The organism is Verrucomicrobiia bacterium (assembly GCA_019634635.1).
In the GTDB taxonomy this organism is placed as follows: Bacteria; Verrucomicrobiota; Verrucomicrobiia; order Limisphaerales; family UBA9464; genus UBA9464.
The window spans coordinates 24,748-41,190 of sequence record JAHCBB010000018.1 but is presented as its reverse complement, the minus strand read 5'-3'; the positions used below and the strand labels follow the sequence as shown (position 1 = coordinate 41,190).

The 16,443-nt window shown below is 66.6% G+C and carries 16 protein-coding genes; 6 read left to right on the top strand and 10 right to left on the bottom strand.

The annotated features are described in order from the left end of the window. Positions 1–58: 58 nt before the first annotated feature. The 3 genes from KF791_13095 to KF791_13085 form a co-directional block, all read right to left on the bottom strand. A complete protein-coding gene (locus tag KF791_13095) occupies positions 59–988 on the bottom strand; it encodes a DUF4097 family beta strand repeat protein (GenBank protein ID MBX3733519.1) in 930 nt (309 codons plus the stop codon). A 214-nt stretch (positions 989–1,202) separates the two neighbouring features. Beyond that, the gene (locus tag KF791_13090; protein ID MBX3733518.1) at positions 1,203–1,430 is read right to left on the bottom strand and encodes a hypothetical protein; all 228 of its coding nucleotides are present in this window, start codon (positions 1,428–1,430) and stop codon (positions 1,203–1,205) included. Further along, complete coding sequence (locus KF791_13085) at positions 1,430–1,633, bottom strand: hypothetical protein (protein ID MBX3733517.1); 204 nt, start codon at positions 1,631–1,633, stop codon at positions 1,430–1,432. The genes KF791_13090 and KF791_13085 overlap by 1 nt, the downstream gene beginning before the upstream one ends. 225 nt (positions 1,634–1,858) lie before the next feature. Here KF791_13085 and KF791_13080 point away from each other — a divergent pair, with 225 nt between their 5' ends. From KF791_13080 to KF791_13070, 3 genes are all read left to right on the top strand, one after another. Next, positions 1,859–2,344 carry a hypothetical protein gene (locus tag KF791_13080; protein ID MBX3733516.1) on the top strand — a complete coding sequence of 162 codons (486 nt, stop codon included), beginning with the start codon at positions 1,859–1,861 and terminating at the stop codon, positions 2,342–2,344. A 380-nt stretch (positions 2,345–2,724) separates the two neighbouring features. Beyond that, positions 2,725–3,066, top strand: coding sequence for a hypothetical protein (locus KF791_13075; GenBank protein ID MBX3733515.1), 342 nt, complete (start codon positions 2,725–2,727; stop codon positions 3,064–3,066). 54 nt (positions 3,067–3,120) lie between these two features. Further along, complete coding sequence (locus KF791_13070; GenBank protein ID MBX3733514.1) at positions 3,121–3,390, top strand: hypothetical protein; 270 nt, start codon at positions 3,121–3,123, stop codon at positions 3,388–3,390. Between the two features lie 35 nt (positions 3,391–3,425). On the opposite strand, the gene KF791_13065 is transcribed toward KF791_13070, so the two are convergent. The 3 genes from KF791_13065 to KF791_13055 form a co-directional block, all read right to left on the bottom strand. Further along, entirely contained in the window at positions 3,426–3,971 is a 546-nt protein-coding gene (locus KF791_13065; protein MBX3733513.1) for a hypothetical protein, read from the bottom strand. Between the two features lie 212 nt (positions 3,972–4,183). Continuing rightward, positions 4,184–4,765: a TIGR00730 family Rossman fold protein gene (locus KF791_13060; GenBank protein ID MBX3733512.1), complete on the bottom strand. Its 582-nt coding sequence runs from the start codon at positions 4,763–4,765 to the stop codon at positions 4,184–4,186. 18 nt (positions 4,766–4,783) lie between these two features. After that, positions 4,784–6,064, bottom strand: coding sequence for a PQQ-binding-like beta-propeller repeat protein (locus KF791_13055; GenBank protein MBX3733511.1), 1,281 nt, complete (start codon positions 6,062–6,064; stop codon positions 4,784–4,786). A 325-nt stretch (positions 6,065–6,389) separates the two neighbouring features. On the opposite strand from KF791_13055, the gene KF791_13050 reads away from it, so the two are divergent. Continuing rightward, on the top strand, positions 6,390–8,015 hold the full coding sequence (locus KF791_13050; protein ID MBX3733510.1) for an alkaline phosphatase family protein: 1,626 nt from the start codon (positions 6,390–6,392) through the stop codon (positions 8,013–8,015). Beyond that, positions 7,991–8,128, top strand: coding sequence for a hypothetical protein (locus KF791_13045; GenBank protein MBX3733509.1), 138 nt, complete (start codon positions 7,991–7,993; stop codon positions 8,126–8,128). Before KF791_13050 ends, KF791_13045 begins: the two co-directional genes overlap by 25 nt. A 45-nt stretch (positions 8,129–8,173) precedes the next feature. On the opposite strand, the gene KF791_13040 is transcribed toward KF791_13045, so the two are convergent. The 4 genes from KF791_13040 to KF791_13025 form a co-directional block, all read right to left on the bottom strand. Further along, the gene (locus KF791_13040; GenBank protein ID MBX3733508.1) at positions 8,174–9,424 is read right to left on the bottom strand and encodes a hypothetical protein; all 1,251 of its coding nucleotides are present in this window, start codon (positions 9,422–9,424) and stop codon (positions 8,174–8,176) included. Between the two features lie 246 nt (positions 9,425–9,670). Continuing rightward, on the bottom strand, positions 9,671–11,740 hold the full coding sequence (locus KF791_13035; GenBank protein ID MBX3733507.1) for a S9 family peptidase: 2,070 nt from the start codon (positions 11,738–11,740) through the stop codon (positions 9,671–9,673). 184 nt (positions 11,741–11,924) lie between these two features. After that, complete coding sequence (locus KF791_13030) at positions 11,925–12,839, bottom strand: dihydrodipicolinate synthase family protein (protein ID MBX3733506.1); 915 nt, start codon at positions 12,837–12,839, stop codon at positions 11,925–11,927. Positions 12,840–12,844: 5 nt separating this feature from the next. Continuing rightward, on the bottom strand, positions 12,845–14,575 hold the full coding sequence (locus KF791_13025; GenBank protein MBX3733505.1) for a dihydroxy-acid dehydratase: 1,731 nt from the start codon (positions 14,573–14,575) through the stop codon (positions 12,845–12,847). A 204-nt stretch (positions 14,576–14,779) separates the two neighbouring features. Here KF791_13025 and KF791_13020 point away from each other — a divergent pair, with 204 nt between their 5' ends. After that, positions 14,780–16,429 (top strand): GntP family permease, encoded by a 1,650-nt coding sequence (locus KF791_13020; protein ID MBX3733504.1) that lies wholly within the window; start codon positions 14,780–14,782, stop codon positions 16,427–16,429. The last annotated feature ends 14 nt before the right edge of the window (positions 16,430–16,443 follow it).

Genomic DNA, 16,443 nt, shown 5'->3' with positions numbered 1-16,443 from the left:
CGCCCGCGTCGCCGGCTGCCGGAACCGGGACGGAGCGACGAGGAGACCACGCGGGCCTTCAGCGCTTCGCAACGTGGATGCTCCCGCCGGAGGTGTTCAATGACACCTCCGGCCCCCCTCCGTTCACCTGGCCCACCACGGAGGAACCCTTGATGGTCCCCTGCACCGGCAAATCACAGGAGACACGCCCGCCCGAGGTGGCGGCACGAAGGTCCGCCTTGAAATCGCCCGGCACCGTGAGCCGGATGCTGCCGCCGGATGTGCTCAGGACCACCGGACCGGAAGCCCCATCTGAAAGCCCGGCGTTGATCGAGCCGCCCGCCGTCTGGGCACGGATGGTCCCGTGAATCGCGTTCAGCTTGATGCTGCCGCCCGAAGTGGTCCCCGTGAGGTCGCCGTCCACATGGTCGGCCTGGATGGTCCCGCCCGACGTGGTCATTTTCACGCGACCGCGAATGGCGTCCACGGTGATGTTGCCGCCGCTGGTCTGGGCCTCAAGGTCACCCTCGACCCGTTGCCACTGGATGCTCCCGCCGGAGGTCTGTGCAACGACGCGCCCCTGGAGGTCCGAGCCCCGGATCCCCCCGCCGGCAGTTCGCACATCCACATGATATCGTGCCGGAACCCAAACGGTGTGGCTTGCCTGCAGGTTGGCGTTCTTTGGCGACTTTCCGTCCTTCCATCGCATGCCGATTCGGACGTTCCCATCGGATTCCGTGTAGTCGAACTCGAGGAGATCCACGACCTTGTCCCCGAAGCTCAACCGGCCCGGCTTCAACACAGCTTCGTAGGCGACCACGTCCCGGTCGTGCGTCTTGACCTCCACGGAACCGCTCACCGCCTTGAAGGTCAGCGTGCCGCCGGCGGCGGCCGTCAGCTCCCGGGATTCAATGCGCTCCGAATCGGCCGCGAGGACCGAACCGGAGCCGAGGACGGAGAGTACGGCCACCAGGGCCGTCGCTGAAATGGGGGCGGGATTGCGTTTCATGAGAAGCGTTACGTTCCAAGGGAGCACCCGGGGATGGCTGCGGTAGTTTCACCTTTTACCCGGCACGCAGCACATTGGCCGGATTCAGGAGTGTGATAATGCAGGCGCTGCGCGTGGCGGCGAACTCGCCGGATCGAATTGGCGGCGTGGACGTTCGTTGAGGGGGCGCCGCATGGAGTCGGACCAATGACGGGTTTCGGCGTTGGGGGCGACTTCAATTCGCTCCATGCCGTTTCAGGATTTCGGCGATGTCCCGATGCCCGCACCGTGTCGCCCAGGCCAATGGTGTGGCCCACGGCGGGTCGTCGGGCACGTCGCGCCAACCTCGGAAATGAGAATCGCCGTTGGTCAGATGAATCGGCCGCCCACCGTCGGAACGGCGCGCATTGATGTCCGCGCCGCGCTTCAGCCACTCGCCGATGAAATCAATCTGCCGCGTCATCACCGCCCAATGGATCGGGTGTCACCCGCGTGAAGCAGATCCGGCGTGGCATCCAGCAACGCGCGCACCTTGGCCAGCGTCCGCTCGCGGATCGCGGCGGCGACTGGTTCACCATTTGGCGAAGCGCCGTGGCGTTCAGCGAACCTTGTTTCCAACAGCCGCTGTACTTCGGTGTAACCACGGTCGCGGGCGATTTCGATCAAACTGTCGTTGACCGCCGGCCCGTAAGGGTCGGGATCGCGTTCCAGAGCGCATCAATCAGAAGGGACAGGACAACGATCTGTAGATCTGGCGATGGCGGGTGGCTGATGAAGCCGGGATGCTATCGTCATGCGCCAGCGTCGTCTGAAGGCTCCCGCCTCATTTCCGGTCGCCCATGATCACTGCATGTCGCGGGTGGTGAAGCGGCACACATTGACCTCAATCCGGTGCGGGCCGGATTGGTGGAGGATCCCAAGGACGATCGCTGGTGCGGGTACGGGGCGGCGGCCGCCGGGGATGCCACGGCCCGTGAAGCCCTGGCCGCGGTGGTGGCGATGGCCCAACGACGGCCGGAGGTCGCTCAAGAACCCGGGCAGGCGTTGGCGACGTACCGGATGTGGCTCTTCGGACAGGGGGAGGAGCGGGAAGGAACAGCTCCGGACGGTGGATCGGCGCGGAAGGGATTTTCGCGGGAGGCGGTGCTGACGGTGTTGGCGGCGCGGAGGAAGGTCTCGTTGCCGGAGTACCTGCAACTGCGGGTGCGGTACTTCGCCGACGGGGCGGTGTTGGGAACGCGGGAGTATGTGGACGGGGTGTTTCACGCCCTGCAGGGGCGCTGGGGCCTCCGGCGTCGCGACGGCGCCCGGCCGATGCAGGGTCTGGCCGGCAACCTGTGCGTGCTGCGGGATCTGCGAAAGCAGGTCTTTGGCTGAGGGGCGATCGGGTGCGGACTGAACACCCCATCAAGTCGCAGGGTGAGCTGACTCTGGAGATGGCTCAAGCACTCCAGCCGTGCTGCCGACTGCCGCCTCGGGTCCGGCAGAAATTCAGCAGAATGTGATTCCAGTTCGCCCCTGAGCCTGGAAGCCCCATCGGTCGCTCGTCCCGTTCGTTTCCTCGGAAAGTGCCGGACGGACTCCAATACGCGCACCAATAGTTGTCCTGTCCCCTGGCGCTACCGCCAAAGGCGCCATCCAGATTCCGTGGGACCGCCACCTGCCCTCGGCCCTGATCCCGAAAACTTGTCCGTGACCGATTGCCCGTGACCCGGTCCAATGATGCAACTTTCGCGCTTCGATCCGTTAATCCACGAATGCAAAACCGGACTCAAATTGGGTTGGCCTTTGGTGCCGGTGCCGTGCTGGCCACGCTATGCACCGCCTTTCCGCTGCTCCGCTGGCACAACCAGCAATCCCAGCTCTTCTGGACGAAATCCGTCGATGACCAACTGCGGACCATGTCCCAGCTTCAGCGGGGCCAACCGGCCGAAGCCCTGCGGCGACTCGAACAACGTCTGCCTGGCATGGTGATTTCCGTGCATAGCTTCGGGCGGAACGCTCAAACCGATCCAATGCTGCGTTCGGCCAAGGAATTCTACCGGGAAACCGGCAAACCAATCCCACCCGAAATCGCATCGATCCTGTCGGCGTTTTGAAACTCGCTCTCCGCTTTGCACTTTCCGCGCCGGCCCATTCTCTTACAGCCATCAATGAAGCTGCTGGTCCTTCGTTCGGGCGGCCGTGAACACGACCTCGTCTGGAAGCTCGCGCAGTCGCGCCTCGTAACGCAGTTGTTCGTCGCACCCGGCAATGCGGGCACCGAGCTGGAGCGGCTCGCCAACGGTGCCGCAGTCGAGAACGACCCCATCGGTGCCGAGGACATCCCGGCGCTCGTCGTATGGGCGCAGGCCAGCCGGCCCGACTTCACGGTGGTCGGTCCAGACGGCGTGGAAGCAATGGGGTCGCACCTAGACTGTTGACATTTAGAGGCGAAAGACGCGGGACCATCGGCGCCTTAGGCGAGCGCCATCCACGGCGCCGTGAGTACGGCCGCCCGGCGGGGCGGATTTCCGCGCCGGGACGTCACCCGCGCGGGAGGCGCCGGTGCGTCGCCAAACCGCCGGATGATCGCCTCCGCGATGCCCGCGGTCAGGCCGCGGCGCGGATCACAAGGGAAGACCGCATCTTCAGGAAGGTGCCTCAGCACCGGTTCCGCCACGTCATCGAGAACGGCAATGCGCTGGATCCGGTGATCCGGATGACGGACGGACGCGTCCTCAAGCCACTGCTCGATTTCCACACCGCGGTCGGCGTTCCGCAGAATGGGCGTGCGCCCAAGAACCCGGTCGGATGGCAGGCCATGCCGCTGCCACAGGCCGCCGAGCACAAAGAACGGAAATCCGATCCGCCAGGCGGTCGAGAAGACCACGTGGTTCCGGGGATTGTGATCCAGGATCCGCCGCAACTCCCGGACGCAGCCCGGAGCGAAGACGTCCGGGTGCCGGCTGCCTTCAAGATTCAACACGCCGTCAATGTCCAAAAAGAGGATGTTCAGGTGCATCGCCGCGTGTGTACCACGGGTGTCAAGCCCGGACCCCGGCCGCCGATTGGTGACGGTGAGCCGGCGATACCGGTCCCCCGCAGCGATGGAATCAGTGAAACGTCCACCGGTGGTTATGGGCCTTGGCCGACGGGCACCGGGGTTCGTCGAGAACGACAGGGTGCCGGACGCGCAACGGCACGGATGGATGCCTGGAGTTTCCGAACCCGGTCTCAGATCCGTTCCGCGACATCGTGTGCCGGGACCGGGCCGGGCGACGCCGCCTCGAGGAGGCTGAACAATTCCCCCACCGAGTCGGCAAACAGCAGGGCGTCCATGTCACCGGCCCGCACGAAGCCCTCCGCCGCGGCCCGGCGCAGAAATTCCCGGAGGGGATCGTAATACCCGGCGACATTCAGGAAGGCGCACGGGGATTCATGAAGCCGCAATTGCCCCCAGGTGATGGACTCGAAGATCTCCTCGAACGTGCCGAAACCGCCGGGCATCGCCACGAACCCGTCGCTCATCCGGGCCATGATCTGCTTCCGCTCGTGCATGGTGTCCACCAGGTGCAGCTCGGACAGCCCGGGATGCGCCAGCTCCCGGTCCGCCATGAACCGCGGCAACACGCCGGTCACGGTTCCACCCCGGGCGAGCACCGCGTCGGCCAAGAGCCCCATCAGGCCGAGGTGCGCCCCGCCGTACACCAGCCCGATGCCACGGGAGGCGATCGCTGTCCCCAGCTCCCAGGCGGCGTCGGCATACTTCGGGGACGCCCCCGGACTCGAGCCGCAAAACACGCAAAGTCGCTTCATCATGCAACCTCGGAGATCCTACGGCGGAGTCGTCGCCCCCAGTTGGAGGCACACCCAATGCCGGGAATCCCGTGCAAACAGCGCACCCTCGGCGATGGCAAAGGGAGCCCGGGCTACCCGGCCCAACACCTGCGCTCTTGCGGCCGGCCGGAATCCATCTGGAACCGCCGGAGCCACCACCAGTTCTCCGGTTTCGAGGAGCACCACCAACCGGTCCCCCGCCAGCGCCAGTGTCCCGCCTCCGGGCGCCTCGTGACGCCAGCGGACGCGTCCGGTCGCCCACTCAACGCATCGCAGCTCGGCCCCGCGTTCCTGGCGGCCATGAAAACCATACAGGTGCCCGGCGTGCAGGACCGGCGTGGCAAAGTGCGCCGACAGCGAGTCGTCGCCGGTCCAAACCGTCGTCCAGTCACCACCCCGGCGCCGCAGCAACACGGCGCCGGTGCCATAGCTGGAAGTGACGAACACCTCGTTGGTAGTCACCACCGGGCTGGCCGCGTTGACCGAGGCGCTCATGCGGGACCGCCACGGAAACTGGAACCGGACTTCGCCCGACGGTTGGGCCACCCCCGCCAGTCCGTCGCGATGGAAAAACCAGACCAGATCCGCGTCGCCGCCAGGCACCGGCACCGGGGAGGCGTATCCCGCCTCGCTGTCCGTGCACTTCCAGGCCGGCTTGCCGGTCTCGAGTTCGAACGCTGCCAGTCCGGCACCACGGCGACCGCCCAGGTTGAGCATCACCAACCGCCCGACCACGAGCGGCGAACACGCAAACCCAAAGAATCCCGGGTCCGCGTCCCACTCGCGGCGGGCCTCCACCGTCCAGAGCCTCCGGCCATCCGCGACGGCGAAGCAGCTCAGCCGCCCGTCGGCCCCGAACGTCACCACCCGGTTGCCGGCAACGCACGGCGTGGAGCGCGGGCCATCCCCGGAACCCATCGTGTCCACAAACGCCGTTGGCTGGCGCTGCGCCCAGAGGTTGCGTCCGGATCCGGCCTCCACCGCGGTCAAAATGTCGTCGCCGCCCTGGCGCTCGAAGAGAAAGACCCGGGATCCGGACACCACCGGTCCGGCAAAACCCTCTCCGGCGTCCAATCGCCAGCGCCGCGTCGGACCTTCAGCCGGCCATGAGGAGCCAACAATTTCCGGGGTGGACCCATTGCGATTGGGTCCGAGAAATTGCGGCCAGTCTGCTGCAGACAACCCCACGATCCCCCGCACCGCCACCCACAGGACGGTCATCCAGCGCCGCCAGGCCCGTGCGGACTTCCAACGCCATCCTGCATCCTCGCGCGACACCTGCGGAGAATAGCGGCGAAATGCCGCTGCGGAGAAGCGCCAACCACCTCTGCATTTCAACCACCGCCGGCGCCTGCAATCCCTCTCGAGCCAACGCCCCTGCCCTGATTCAGGTCCGCACAAACCCACCGAGGACTTCAGGAGCGGGGCCTGGATGATCGCAACGTCAAAACCCGGTCGCCACCCGGGGCCCGGGTACGCATCCTTTCCCCGTGATGCCAGCGACTGGCAACGACCTTTCATGAATGGGATCCTTTTCTGTGCGTCGCACATCGGTGCCCAGCGCCCGGTCCTTTCGACCCGGGTGCCGGCGTCCCCACAAACAATGCGCGTTGTCCATTGGATCTACTGGATCATCTCTGCTTGGCTTGGCTTCGGTGCCCTTACCGCGGGCGTAGGTGCCGGCGCGCCGAAACTGGTGATCGCCATCACGGTGGACCAGTTGCGCGGCGACTACCTTGACCGGTTTGAGCCCCACTTTTCCACCAACGGATTCCGACTCCTGACCGAACGCGGGGCGTTCATGACGTTCGCCCGGTACAATTACGCCCCCACGGTCACCGGACCCGGACACGCGAGCTTCCTGAGCGGCTGCGGCCCCGCGGTCCACGGCATCCTGGGCAACAGCTGGTTTGACCGCAGGACCCGCAAGGAGGTCGGATGCGTCGCCGACACCTCCGTCCAGGGCGTCGGCACCACCAATGCCGCCGGGCAGGCCTCTCCCCATCGCCTCATTGGCGGCACCCTGGCGGACGAGATGCGTCTGCAGTTCGAATCGAAGGTCATCAGCCTCGCGTTGAAGGATCGCGGGGCCATTTTGCCGGCCGGCAAGAAGCCTGCGGGGGCCTACTGGTATGACTCCGGCACCGCCCGGTTCGTCTCCAGCACGCACTACATGACGAACCTGCCCGCATGGGTCGAACAGTTCAACGAGCGGCAGCTGCCGCAGAGCTACGACGGCCGGGTCTGGGACCGGCTGCTGCCGGAGGACCAATACGCCTTTGCCGACATTGGCATCGGGGAGGCCCACCTGGAGGGGGAGACGAACAGCGTTTTCCCCCACGTGATTCGCAGCACCACCAATGGGGTCGTCCAGTTCTTCCCCACGCCGTTTGGGGACGAATTCACGACGGAGTTCGCCCTGGCGGCCCTCGATGCCGAGGGCTTGGGACAGCGGGGACGTCCGGACCTGCTCTGCCTTTCCTTCTCGTCGCTGGACGGTTGCGGCCACAAGTTCGGACCCTACTCGCAGGAGGTCCAGGACCACGTCCTGAGACTCGATCGGCAACTGGAGCGGCTCTTCAACCATCTCGATCAGCGCCTCGGCCTGGAGCAGGTGATGATCGTGCTGACCGCGGATCACGGCGTGGCCCCCACTGTCGAGTACTCGAAGGCGATGGGACTGGACGGGACGACCGAGGGCGGGTCGTTCATGACCGACCTGATGACGCGGCTGGATCAGCAGTACGGGTCCGGGAAGTACTTCCTGACGCCCGCCCTTTCCAACGGCAACCTCCATCTCAACCACGAGACCCTGCGCGACAAACAGCTTTCCCTCGCAGCCGTCACCTCGTTCATCCGGGAGTACGCGCTGGGCACGGGGCTCTTCCAGGCCTGTTTCACGAGGGATCAGTTGCTCGCCGGAACCGCCCCCGGATGGATCGGCCAGTGCGTGCTCAACGGGTACAACCCGGAACGAAGCGGCGATCTGGTGCTCGTCCACAAGCCCTTTGCGATTCCCGGCGGTTCGGCAACCGGCACCACCCACGGATCGCCGTATGCCTACGACACGCGCGTCCCGGTTCTTTTCTTCGGGAGCGGTTTCAGGCCCGGACGCTACGCCGATGACTTCCACATCACGGACATCGCCGCCACCCTGGCCTCGGCCCTGCGGTGCCTGGAACCCGCGGGATCGTTTGGAACGCCGTGCGTCCGGATCCTGACCCCCTGACCGGTCACCACACCCATCGCGCATCGCTGGGTGGGGTCCGGGGCATCCCGCAGTTCGTCACCGACGCCAATGCCAACGCAGCCTGCCTCCAACTGGAGGTGTCCCCCGCGTAGGAGGACTGGTCGGGACCAAGGGAAAGGTCAGGAGATTCTCCGACATCATGGGCGCCGGGTCCGGCGGGCGAAGTAGGCCGCACTGACGACCAGGCAGACGAGCCCGAGGGCGCTCATGAACCACGTGAACCCAACGAAGAAATTCAGGCGCGACACCGCCCCGGCCGCGAGATCCTTGTACAACTGCACGCCCACCGATCCGGTGTAGCCGATGGCGTCCGCCAGGTAGATGGCAAACACCGCGGTGCCCACCACCCGGGTCGAGGCGATCAACCGGTCGAACAGCACCGAGCCGTAAGGCACATAGGCCAGGTAGGAACCGAGTCCGGTCAGGGTCATCCACCAGAAGCCGTCCAGCATCCCGGCCTGGAGCAGCGCGGTCGAAACGCCGAGGAGCAGCACCCCGCCGGACATGATCGCCAGCGCGGCGAGCAGTCCGTGCCGGTTGTCCTTCACCAGGTTGAGCAGCGCCAGCACGCCGAGCACCCCAAACATGACGATCGTCTCCGCCTTGGAGATGACGGTCTTGTTGTTCGCATACGGGTAGCCAAGCCCGTCAAAGATCTCCACCTGGTAGTTGTCGCGAAAATCGCGGTAGGCGGTCAGGAAGAAATAGGCCAGGCACAGGAAGCCAAGACCCAGGGCGAATTGCCGGATGAAGGCCAGGCGGTCCGCCCCGCCCATCGGCTCCCGCTCGACGCGGGCGAGGATGTCGGCATCCGAAGGGCGCGGCAGCTGGTTCAGGAGCCACACGGAACCGAGGAACACCGGCAGGAAATGAAAGCCGGCCACCGCCGGCATCCAGCCCTCGCTGACGCGCCCGAGAAGCCGGCCCAGCGGCGGCCCCACCAACGGAACCGCCTGCCACCAGCCCGCAACGACGCCCTCCATCAGGGCGCGTCCGAAATCCTTCACGACCCCGCTGGCGATGATGAAAGACAGGCTGAGGCCGGCGAGCAGGATCTCGGAGGTGCGACGCCCTTCGAGGTACCAGACCACGAGCCCCCAGATCATGCCGAGCGGCAGCCCGTTCAGGAAGATGGCGACCACCTTCCAGTCGTCGGGCAGGAACCCATAGAGCACGAGCGCCCCCTGGGCCCAGACCACCAGTCCGACGAGGAGCCCCGCCCGGCGCGAGGGGACGACCTCGGAACAGACCTTGATCCCCACGTATTTCGAGAGCGCGTAGCCGAGGATCTGGCTGATCACCAGCGCCGTCTTGAGCGCCACCTGGGTGCCCAGGAAGAACTGGCCCTCGAAGGTCGCCGCGGCGAACGGCTTCCGGAAGGCGTACATGGCAAAGTAGGTGGTGAACGCCGCCGCGATGGCGACGGCCACGAACACCGGCGTCGGCGCCCGGGCCAGCCACCCGGTCAGCCACGACACCGGAGGTCTTGCAGGGGAGTCCGCGGACATGCCGGCACCCAGCAGACCGGTTCGGCCCGCGCCCCGGCAAGCCGCCAGTGGAACATTGCGGTGAATTCGGCCGGACGGGGACCCGCGACGCCGGCCGCGCTCGTTCAGGACCGGAGGGCTCCGGACTCAATGGCCCGGCACACCCAGCTCATGGGCGATGAAGGCGATCCGGTCGCTGCCCTCCTCGATGATCTTGGAGGTCGGCTTCCCGGCCCCGTGACCGGCACGGGTCTCGATGCGGATGAGCACCGGCCGGTCACACGCCTGAACCGCCTGCAGCCGTGCGGCGAACTTGAAGCTGTGGGCCGGCACCACCCGGTCGTCGTGATCGGCGGTCGTGACGAGTGTGGCCGGATAACAGGTGCCCGGCCGGAGGTTGTGGTACGGGGAGTAGGCCAGCAGCGCCCGGAACTCCTCCGCATTGGCACTGCTGCCGAAGTCACTGACCCAGGCCCAGCCGATGGTGAACAGATGGAACCGCAGCATGTCCATCACCCCGACCGCGGGCAGTGCCGCGCCGAACAGCTCCGGACGCTGCGTCATGGCCGCGCCGACCAGCAGCCCGCCGTTCGACCCGCCGGCGATCGCGAGCTGGTGCGGGGTGGTCCAGCCCTGTGCCGTCAGCCATTCCGCCGCCGCGATGAAGTCGTCGAAGACATTCTGCTTCTGCAGCTTTGTTCCGGCCTGATGCCACGATTCCCCAAACTCGCCGCCACCCCGCAGGTTTGGCACACAATACCACCCGCCCAGTTCCATCCAGAGGAGGTTCGCCGGGGAAAAGGACGGGGTGATCGAGATGTTGAATCCTCCGTAGCCGTAGAGGAGGGCCGGATGCGGCCGCGTCGTGTCCAGATCCCGGCGGCCGGTGATGAACATCGGAACCCGGGTGCCATCACGGCTGGTGATCCAGACCTGGCGGGTCTCGTAGTCGGCCGGTGAGAAATCCACCTTCGGCTCCTTCCACAGCGAGGTTTCCGCCGTCGCAAAGTCGTACCGATGGATGCTCGAGGGGGTGTTGAAGCTCGTGTAGCTGAAGAAGGTCTCGGTCGCGTCCTGCCGGCCCGAGAACCCGGAGACCGACCCGATTCCCGGCAGGGCCAGCGAGCGCTCGAATCGCCCGTCCAGGGCAAAGAGCTTCACCTCACTGTACGCATTCCGCAGATACACCGTGACGAACCGCCCGCCGACCAGGCCTGCGGAGACGAGGGTGGCATCGGATTCCGGCACCACCTCCTGCCATTGGCTGCGTTCCGGACGCCCCAGGTCCACGGCCAGGATGCGGCTGCGGGGGGCGTCGAGGTCGGTGAGAAAGTAGAAGCGCGATCCCTCGTTGCCGATGAACTGGTAGCTCGCGTCAAAGTCGTTGAGCAACTCGACCACCGGGGCGTCGTCCCGCCCCAACTCCTGATAGAAGACCCGGTTCCGCGTGTCCGTGCCCTCGCTCACCGAAATCACCAGGTACCGTCCGTCCTCCGTCGTTTCACCGCCGAACCCCCACTTCGGATGGTCCCGCCGTTCGTAAACCAGGCGGTCCTCGGACTGGGGCGTGCCGACGCGGTGAAAGAACAGCTTCTGGTACTCGTTGATCTGGCTCAGCACACCCGATTCCGCAGGCGCATCGAACCGCGAATAGAAGAACCCGGAACCCTCGCGGTTCCAAGCGCAGCCCGAGAACTTGACCCATTGGAGCACGTCCCCGGTGTCCTGCGCGGTGGCGACATCGCGGACGCGCCATTCCTCCCAGTCCGAGCCGGCCACCGACAGCGCGCAGACCACCAGCGTCCCCTGGTCGTTCGGCGTGTAACTCTTCAGGGCGATGGTGCCCTCGGCGGAAAGCTGATTGGGGTCGAGCAGCACCGACGGCTCGGCGTCCAGCGCGGTCGTGGTCAGCAGGGTGGGCTGGTTTTCGAGGCCCCGGTTGCGGGTGTAAAAGTAGCGGCCGCCGGATTTGCGGGGGACGCCAAACCGGTCGTACTGGTAGAGCTGCGTCAGCCGCTGCCTCAACGCCTCCCGCCGCGGCAACGCCTCCAGAAAGGCGAAGGTCACTGCATTTTCCGCCTCGATCCACGCACGGGTGCCCGGCGCGTTTTCATCCTCCAGCCAGCGATACGGGTCGGCGACCGACACCCCATGGTAGTCTTCGACGACATTGGTGGTGGCGGTGGACGGATAATCGGGGCGCGGGGAGGACTTCATGGGACGTTCGGTGCGACAGCCCGCGGCGATGGCCGGCACCAGGAGGGCGGCCACCAGCAAAACCGGGATCGGAAACGGCTTCATGCGGCCGCCAGTAGTCCGCACAAACCGCTCCCGCGGCAAGTTCCCGATGCGGACGGACCGTCTTCAGCCGCCGCAGCATCCGCCTCCGCGCCTCCACGCCTCACCCGTTCGCATCCAACAATTCGCGACCCACCCGGCCCACCATCGCCGCCTGTTCTTCGGACAACCCGCTCAACAACGGCAAGATCGGTCCGGTGTCCGCAATCCCGGTGGACCGCACCGCCTCGTGAAGGACGCGGACCGGGTTGATGGCGTTGCGCAGGTCCTCCAGGGGCTTGAAGCGTGAGCGGATCTGGTCCGCCGCGACCCAGTCCCCGGCCTTCGCGGCGGCGAGGAACTGCATGGACAATCGCGGGGCGACGCAGACACAACCACTGGTGAAGCCGTTCACCTTAAAATCGCGCAGATGCACGACGGCGGGCTGCTCGCCAATGCCGCTGACGACCATGGACGCGGGCACCTCCTGGAGCAGATCCCTGAGAAATGGATCCTCGGCCGGATCCGGTCGCACGATGGCGTATTTGATCCACGAGACGCAGCCGTCCCGGACCAGGCGGGCGACCTCCTTCGGGGTCACATAGCCCTCCTGCTTCACGTACACGACAATCGGACGACCATATTTCTCCGCGAAGCGGCGCAGCCCTGTCTCCACCCCGGCGAACGTGTTCAATCCCTGATGCGGGAGAACCATCACCGTCGGGAAGGGGAAATCCCGGGCGACGCCCGCCTGGTCCATCGAAAGACCGTAGGACGGGCCCGCGGACGGGATCACCAGGGTGTCCGGCCCGGTGATCTCCGCGAGCATCTCAAGCACCGAGCCGTATTCGCTCGGGCGGATGTGGTAGAAGTTGGCGTTGCCGCCGTAGAGCAGGATGCTGACCCCTCCCGCCTCGATGTGGCGGACGAGTCGGGTGTTCTCGGCCTTGACGACCCGCTCGTTGGCGTCCCGGGCCATGGGCGGCACGGCAATGACGGAGGAAGCGAGGCGGGCCGGGGTGAGGGTTCGGGTGTCCATGGAGACTAGAAGATATCCGGTTCCGGCGTGGGCGGTCCGTGGTGGAGAAATTTGAAATCGCAGCCTTCGTTCGACTGCGTGATCTCCTCGGTGAACAGCCGGCCATACCCCCGGGCAAACCGCGGCCCGGCCGGCTGCCAACCGGCCCGGCGCCGGGCGATCTCGGCGTCGGTCACATGCCAGTGGAGTCGCCGTTCCGACACATCCAGTTCAATGACGTCGCCGTCGCGCACCAACGCGAGCGGGCCGCCGATCGCGGACTCGGGGGCGATGTGGAGCACACAGGCGCCGTAGCCCGTGCCGCTCATGCGCGCATCGGAGATCCGGAGCAGGTCCCGCACGCCGGCCTGGAGGAGCTTCCTCGGAATCGGCAGCATCCCCCACTCGGGCATCCCCGGAGCCCCGACCGGGCCCGCGTGCTGGAGGACGACGACGCTATCCGGCGTGACCGGCAGGTCCTCCGCATCAATGCGGGCCTTGAGATCCGGATAGTCCCGGAACACCAGTGCGGGACCCGTGTGTTGGAGAAAGCGCGGATCCATCGCCGTATGTTTGATCACGCAACCGTCGGGGGACAGGTTCCCGCGCAACACGGCCAGGCCGCCTTCCGCACACAGGGGCTGATCACGGGGAACAATGACGTCGTCCCCGAAGACCTCTCCCTCGGCGGCGATTTCGTCGAGGGTCATCCCGGAGACCGTGGGACAATCCCCGTGCATGAGGTCGCGCAGGCGGCCCAGCAGTGCGGGAACGCCTCCCGCGTCATGGAAGTCCTCCATGAGGTACTTCCCGGCCGGCCGGAGGTTGACCAGCACGGGTGTGCGGCGGGAGATCGCGTCAAAATCGTCCAGCGTGATCCGGATTCCGGCGCGTCCGGCCATGGCGATGAGATGGACGAGGGCGTTCGTTGAGCCGCTGATGGCCATCAGCGTGGTGATCGCGTTGAGGAAGGATTCGCGGGAGAGCAGCCGGGACGGTTTCAAGTCCTGCCAGACCATCTCGACAATCCGGCGTCCGCATTGGGCGGCGAGCCGGGCGTGGGCGGAGTGGACGGCAGGCACGGTGGCGCCCCCGGGAAGGATGAACCCGAGCGCCTCGACCGCGGCCGCCATCGTGGACGCGGTGCCCATGGTCATGCACGTGCCCGGGGAACGGGCGATGCCGTCCTCCAACTCGCGCCAGGCATCACAGCCCAGCCTGCCCGCGCAGCGTTCGGCCCAGTACTTCCAGACGTCGCTGCCGCTGCCGAGCGTCTCGGTCCGCCAGCGTCCCTTGAGCATCGGACCCGCCGGCAGGAAGAGGCACGGCAGGTCCATGGAGAACGCGCCCATCAACAGGGCGGGCACCGTCTTGTCACAGCCCCCCATCAACACCGCGCCGTCGAGGGGATGACAGCGAAGCGTTTCCTCGACCTCCATCGCCGTCAGGTTGCGATAAAACATCGAGGTCGGTTTCATGAACTGCTCGCTCAGCGAGAGCACCGGCAGTTCCACGGGAAATCCGCCGGCCTGGTACACGCCGCGTTTCACCTGTTCCGCACGCTCCCGGAAATGCGTGTGGCAGGTGTTGAGATCGCTCCAGGTGTTCAGGATCCCGATGACCGGCCGGCCCGCGAAATCCTCGGTGTCAAACCCCATCTGCTTCGTTCGCGACCGGTGCCCGAACGAGCGGAGATCGTCGGGGCCGAACCAGCGATGGCTGCGGAGTTCCTCGGGGCGTTTGCGCGCAGTGGCCATCGTCGGTGTGCGACGAGCGTAGGAGACCGTTCGCACCGGATGCAACCTTGGTGGAGCTGGTGGAGGTGGCGCGCGAGACTTCCGCGGATCGCCGGCAATGCCCCGGCCCGGCGCGGGGACCTTGCCGTGCCGTTCCTTCCGTCGAACTGCGGTCCGCCCAACCGGGGACTTTAAAGTGGGGCGGCCTTCCGCTGTCATCGCCGGGTGTCCCCGCTTCTCATCGTGCTCACGGGCACGGTCGTCATGGTTGGCTGCCTCCTGCTGCTGCGGTTGCACGCGTTTCTTTCCCTCATCGTCGCCGCGTTCGTCGTGTGCCTCCTCACCCCGCCCTCCGTCCGCCAATGGCAGTCGCTGCGGCCGTCCGCCGTCCAGGTGCAACTCACGCATTCCGATGGACGGATTTCGGCCACCCCAACCGGGGGCCAACCGGTTCCGTCGGGGGCCGTGATCGCGTTCGAGCGGACTGCATCGGAACCGCGCTTGCTCGCGGAAGGCATCCTCAGCCCACCCGCCATCGCACGGGGGCCGCAGGAGTTGACGGGGGGCGATGCCGAACTGGCGGCGCATCCAACGGTCTGGCTCGCCCCGGCGTCGGCGTGGAACCGGGCCGTGGCCCAAGGTCAGGCGCATCCTCTGGAACTGGTCGGTGAAGGTTTTGGAGCCACCTGCGCCGCCATCGGTCTGATGATCCTCCTCGCGTCGGTCATCGGAGCCGGCCTGACCCAGAGCGGCGCGGCGGACCGCATCGTCGGTTGGATCCTCGAAATGTTCGGGGAACGTCGGGCGCCCCCGGCCTTTGCCGCCGGTTCGTTCCTGCTCGGGATCCCGGTATTCTTCGACACGATCTTCTATCTCATGCTGCCGCTGGGTCGCGGGCTCGCGGCCAGGACAGGCCGGAATTTCCTGCTCTACACCCTGTCCATTGTTGCCGGGGCGACGATGGCCCATTCGCTCGTCCCGCCGACCCCGGGACCGCTCTTCGCCGCGAAGGAATTCGGGGTTTCCCTCGGCGCGATGATGATCGGCGGGATGCTCGTGGGCGGGTTCTCGGTCACGACGGGCTGGTGGTATGCCCGCTGGGCGAACCGCCGCTGGCCCATCCCTGTGCGGTCCGTCGCGGGAACGACCGCCGGCAGCGATACGGCGGCCATCACCCCGGTGGCGGATGGTACCCAACCGCCGCCGCTGCTGCTGGCGCTCCTGCCCATCGTGCTGCCGGTCTTGTTGATCGGACTCGCGGAGACGTGGAAGGTGGTGGCTCCCGAACCGACTGCCGCCCTTCGTGCGGTCCAGTTCCTCGGTCAGGGGACCATGGCCCTGCTCCTGGGGACCGGGGCCGCCATCGGGTTGCTGGTGCGACGGTTCGAGTGGCGTTGGCAACCCTTGAAGGAGGCCCTGGGCCCCGCAGTGACCGGCGGCGGCGTCATCCTCCTGATCACGGCGGCGGGTGGGGCGTTCGGTGCGGCCCTGCGCCAGACCGACGTGGCGTCCCAACTGACGCCGTCGTCGGGCGGGACGGGCCTTGGCCTCCTGACGGCGACCTTTGTCGTGACCGCACTGGTCCGCAGTGCCCAGGGATCGGCGACCGTCGCCATGTTGACGGCGTCCGGTGTCATGGCCCCGGTCGCGCTCGCCATGGAGCTGCCGTTCCATCCCGTGTATCTGGCATTGGCCGTGGGATGCGGCTCGAAACCGGTGCCGTGGATGAATGACAGCGGTTTCTGGATCATCGGGCGCATGTCCGGGATGTCGGAGGTGGAGACCCTGAAGACGGCGAGCGTGATGATGAGCCTGATGGGTTGCACGGGTTTCCTGCTCGTGCTCCTGGGCGCGTGGTTGCTGCCGTTGAAATGAGTCCACACACGCCC

Bases quoted from the DNA above. Each gene is read 5' to 3' on its own strand.
- KF791_13095 (MBX3733519.1), bottom strand. From the start codon at position 988: ATGAAACGCAATCCCGCCCCCATTTCAGCGACGGCCCTGGTGGCCGTA.
- KF791_13090 (MBX3733518.1), bottom strand. From the start codon at position 1,430: ATGACGCGGCAGATTGATTTCATCGGCGAGTGGCTGAAGCGCGGCGCG.
- KF791_13075 (MBX3733515.1), top strand. From the start codon at position 2,725: ATGCAAAACCGGACTCAAATTGGGTTGGCCTTTGGTGCCGGTGCCGTG.
- KF791_13070 (MBX3733514.1), top strand. From the start codon at position 3,121: ATGAAGCTGCTGGTCCTTCGTTCGGGCGGCCGTGAACACGACCTCGTC.
- KF791_13065 (MBX3733513.1), bottom strand. From the start codon at position 3,971: ATGCACCTGAACATCCTCTTTTTGGACATTGACGGCGTGTTGAATCTT.
- KF791_13060 (MBX3733512.1), bottom strand. From the start codon at position 4,765: ATGAAGCGACTTTGCGTGTTTTGCGGCTCGAGTCCGGGGGCGTCCCCG.
- KF791_13050 (MBX3733510.1), top strand. From the start codon at position 6,390: ATGCGCGTTGTCCATTGGATCTACTGGATCATCTCTGCTTGGCTTGGC.
- KF791_13040 (MBX3733508.1), bottom strand. From the start codon at position 9,424: ATGTACGCCTTCCGGAAGCCGTTCGCCGCGGCGACCTTCGAGGGCCAG.
- KF791_13035 (MBX3733507.1), bottom strand. From the start codon at position 11,740: ATGAAGTCCTCCCCGCGCCCCGATTATCCGTCCACCGCCACCACCAAT.
- KF791_13030 (MBX3733506.1), bottom strand. From the start codon at position 12,839: ATGGACACCCGAACCCTCACCCCGGCCCGCCTCGCTTCCTCCGTCATT.
- KF791_13025 (MBX3733505.1), bottom strand. From the start codon at position 14,575: ATGGCCACTGCGCGCAAACGCCCCGAGGAACTCCGCAGCCATCGCTGG.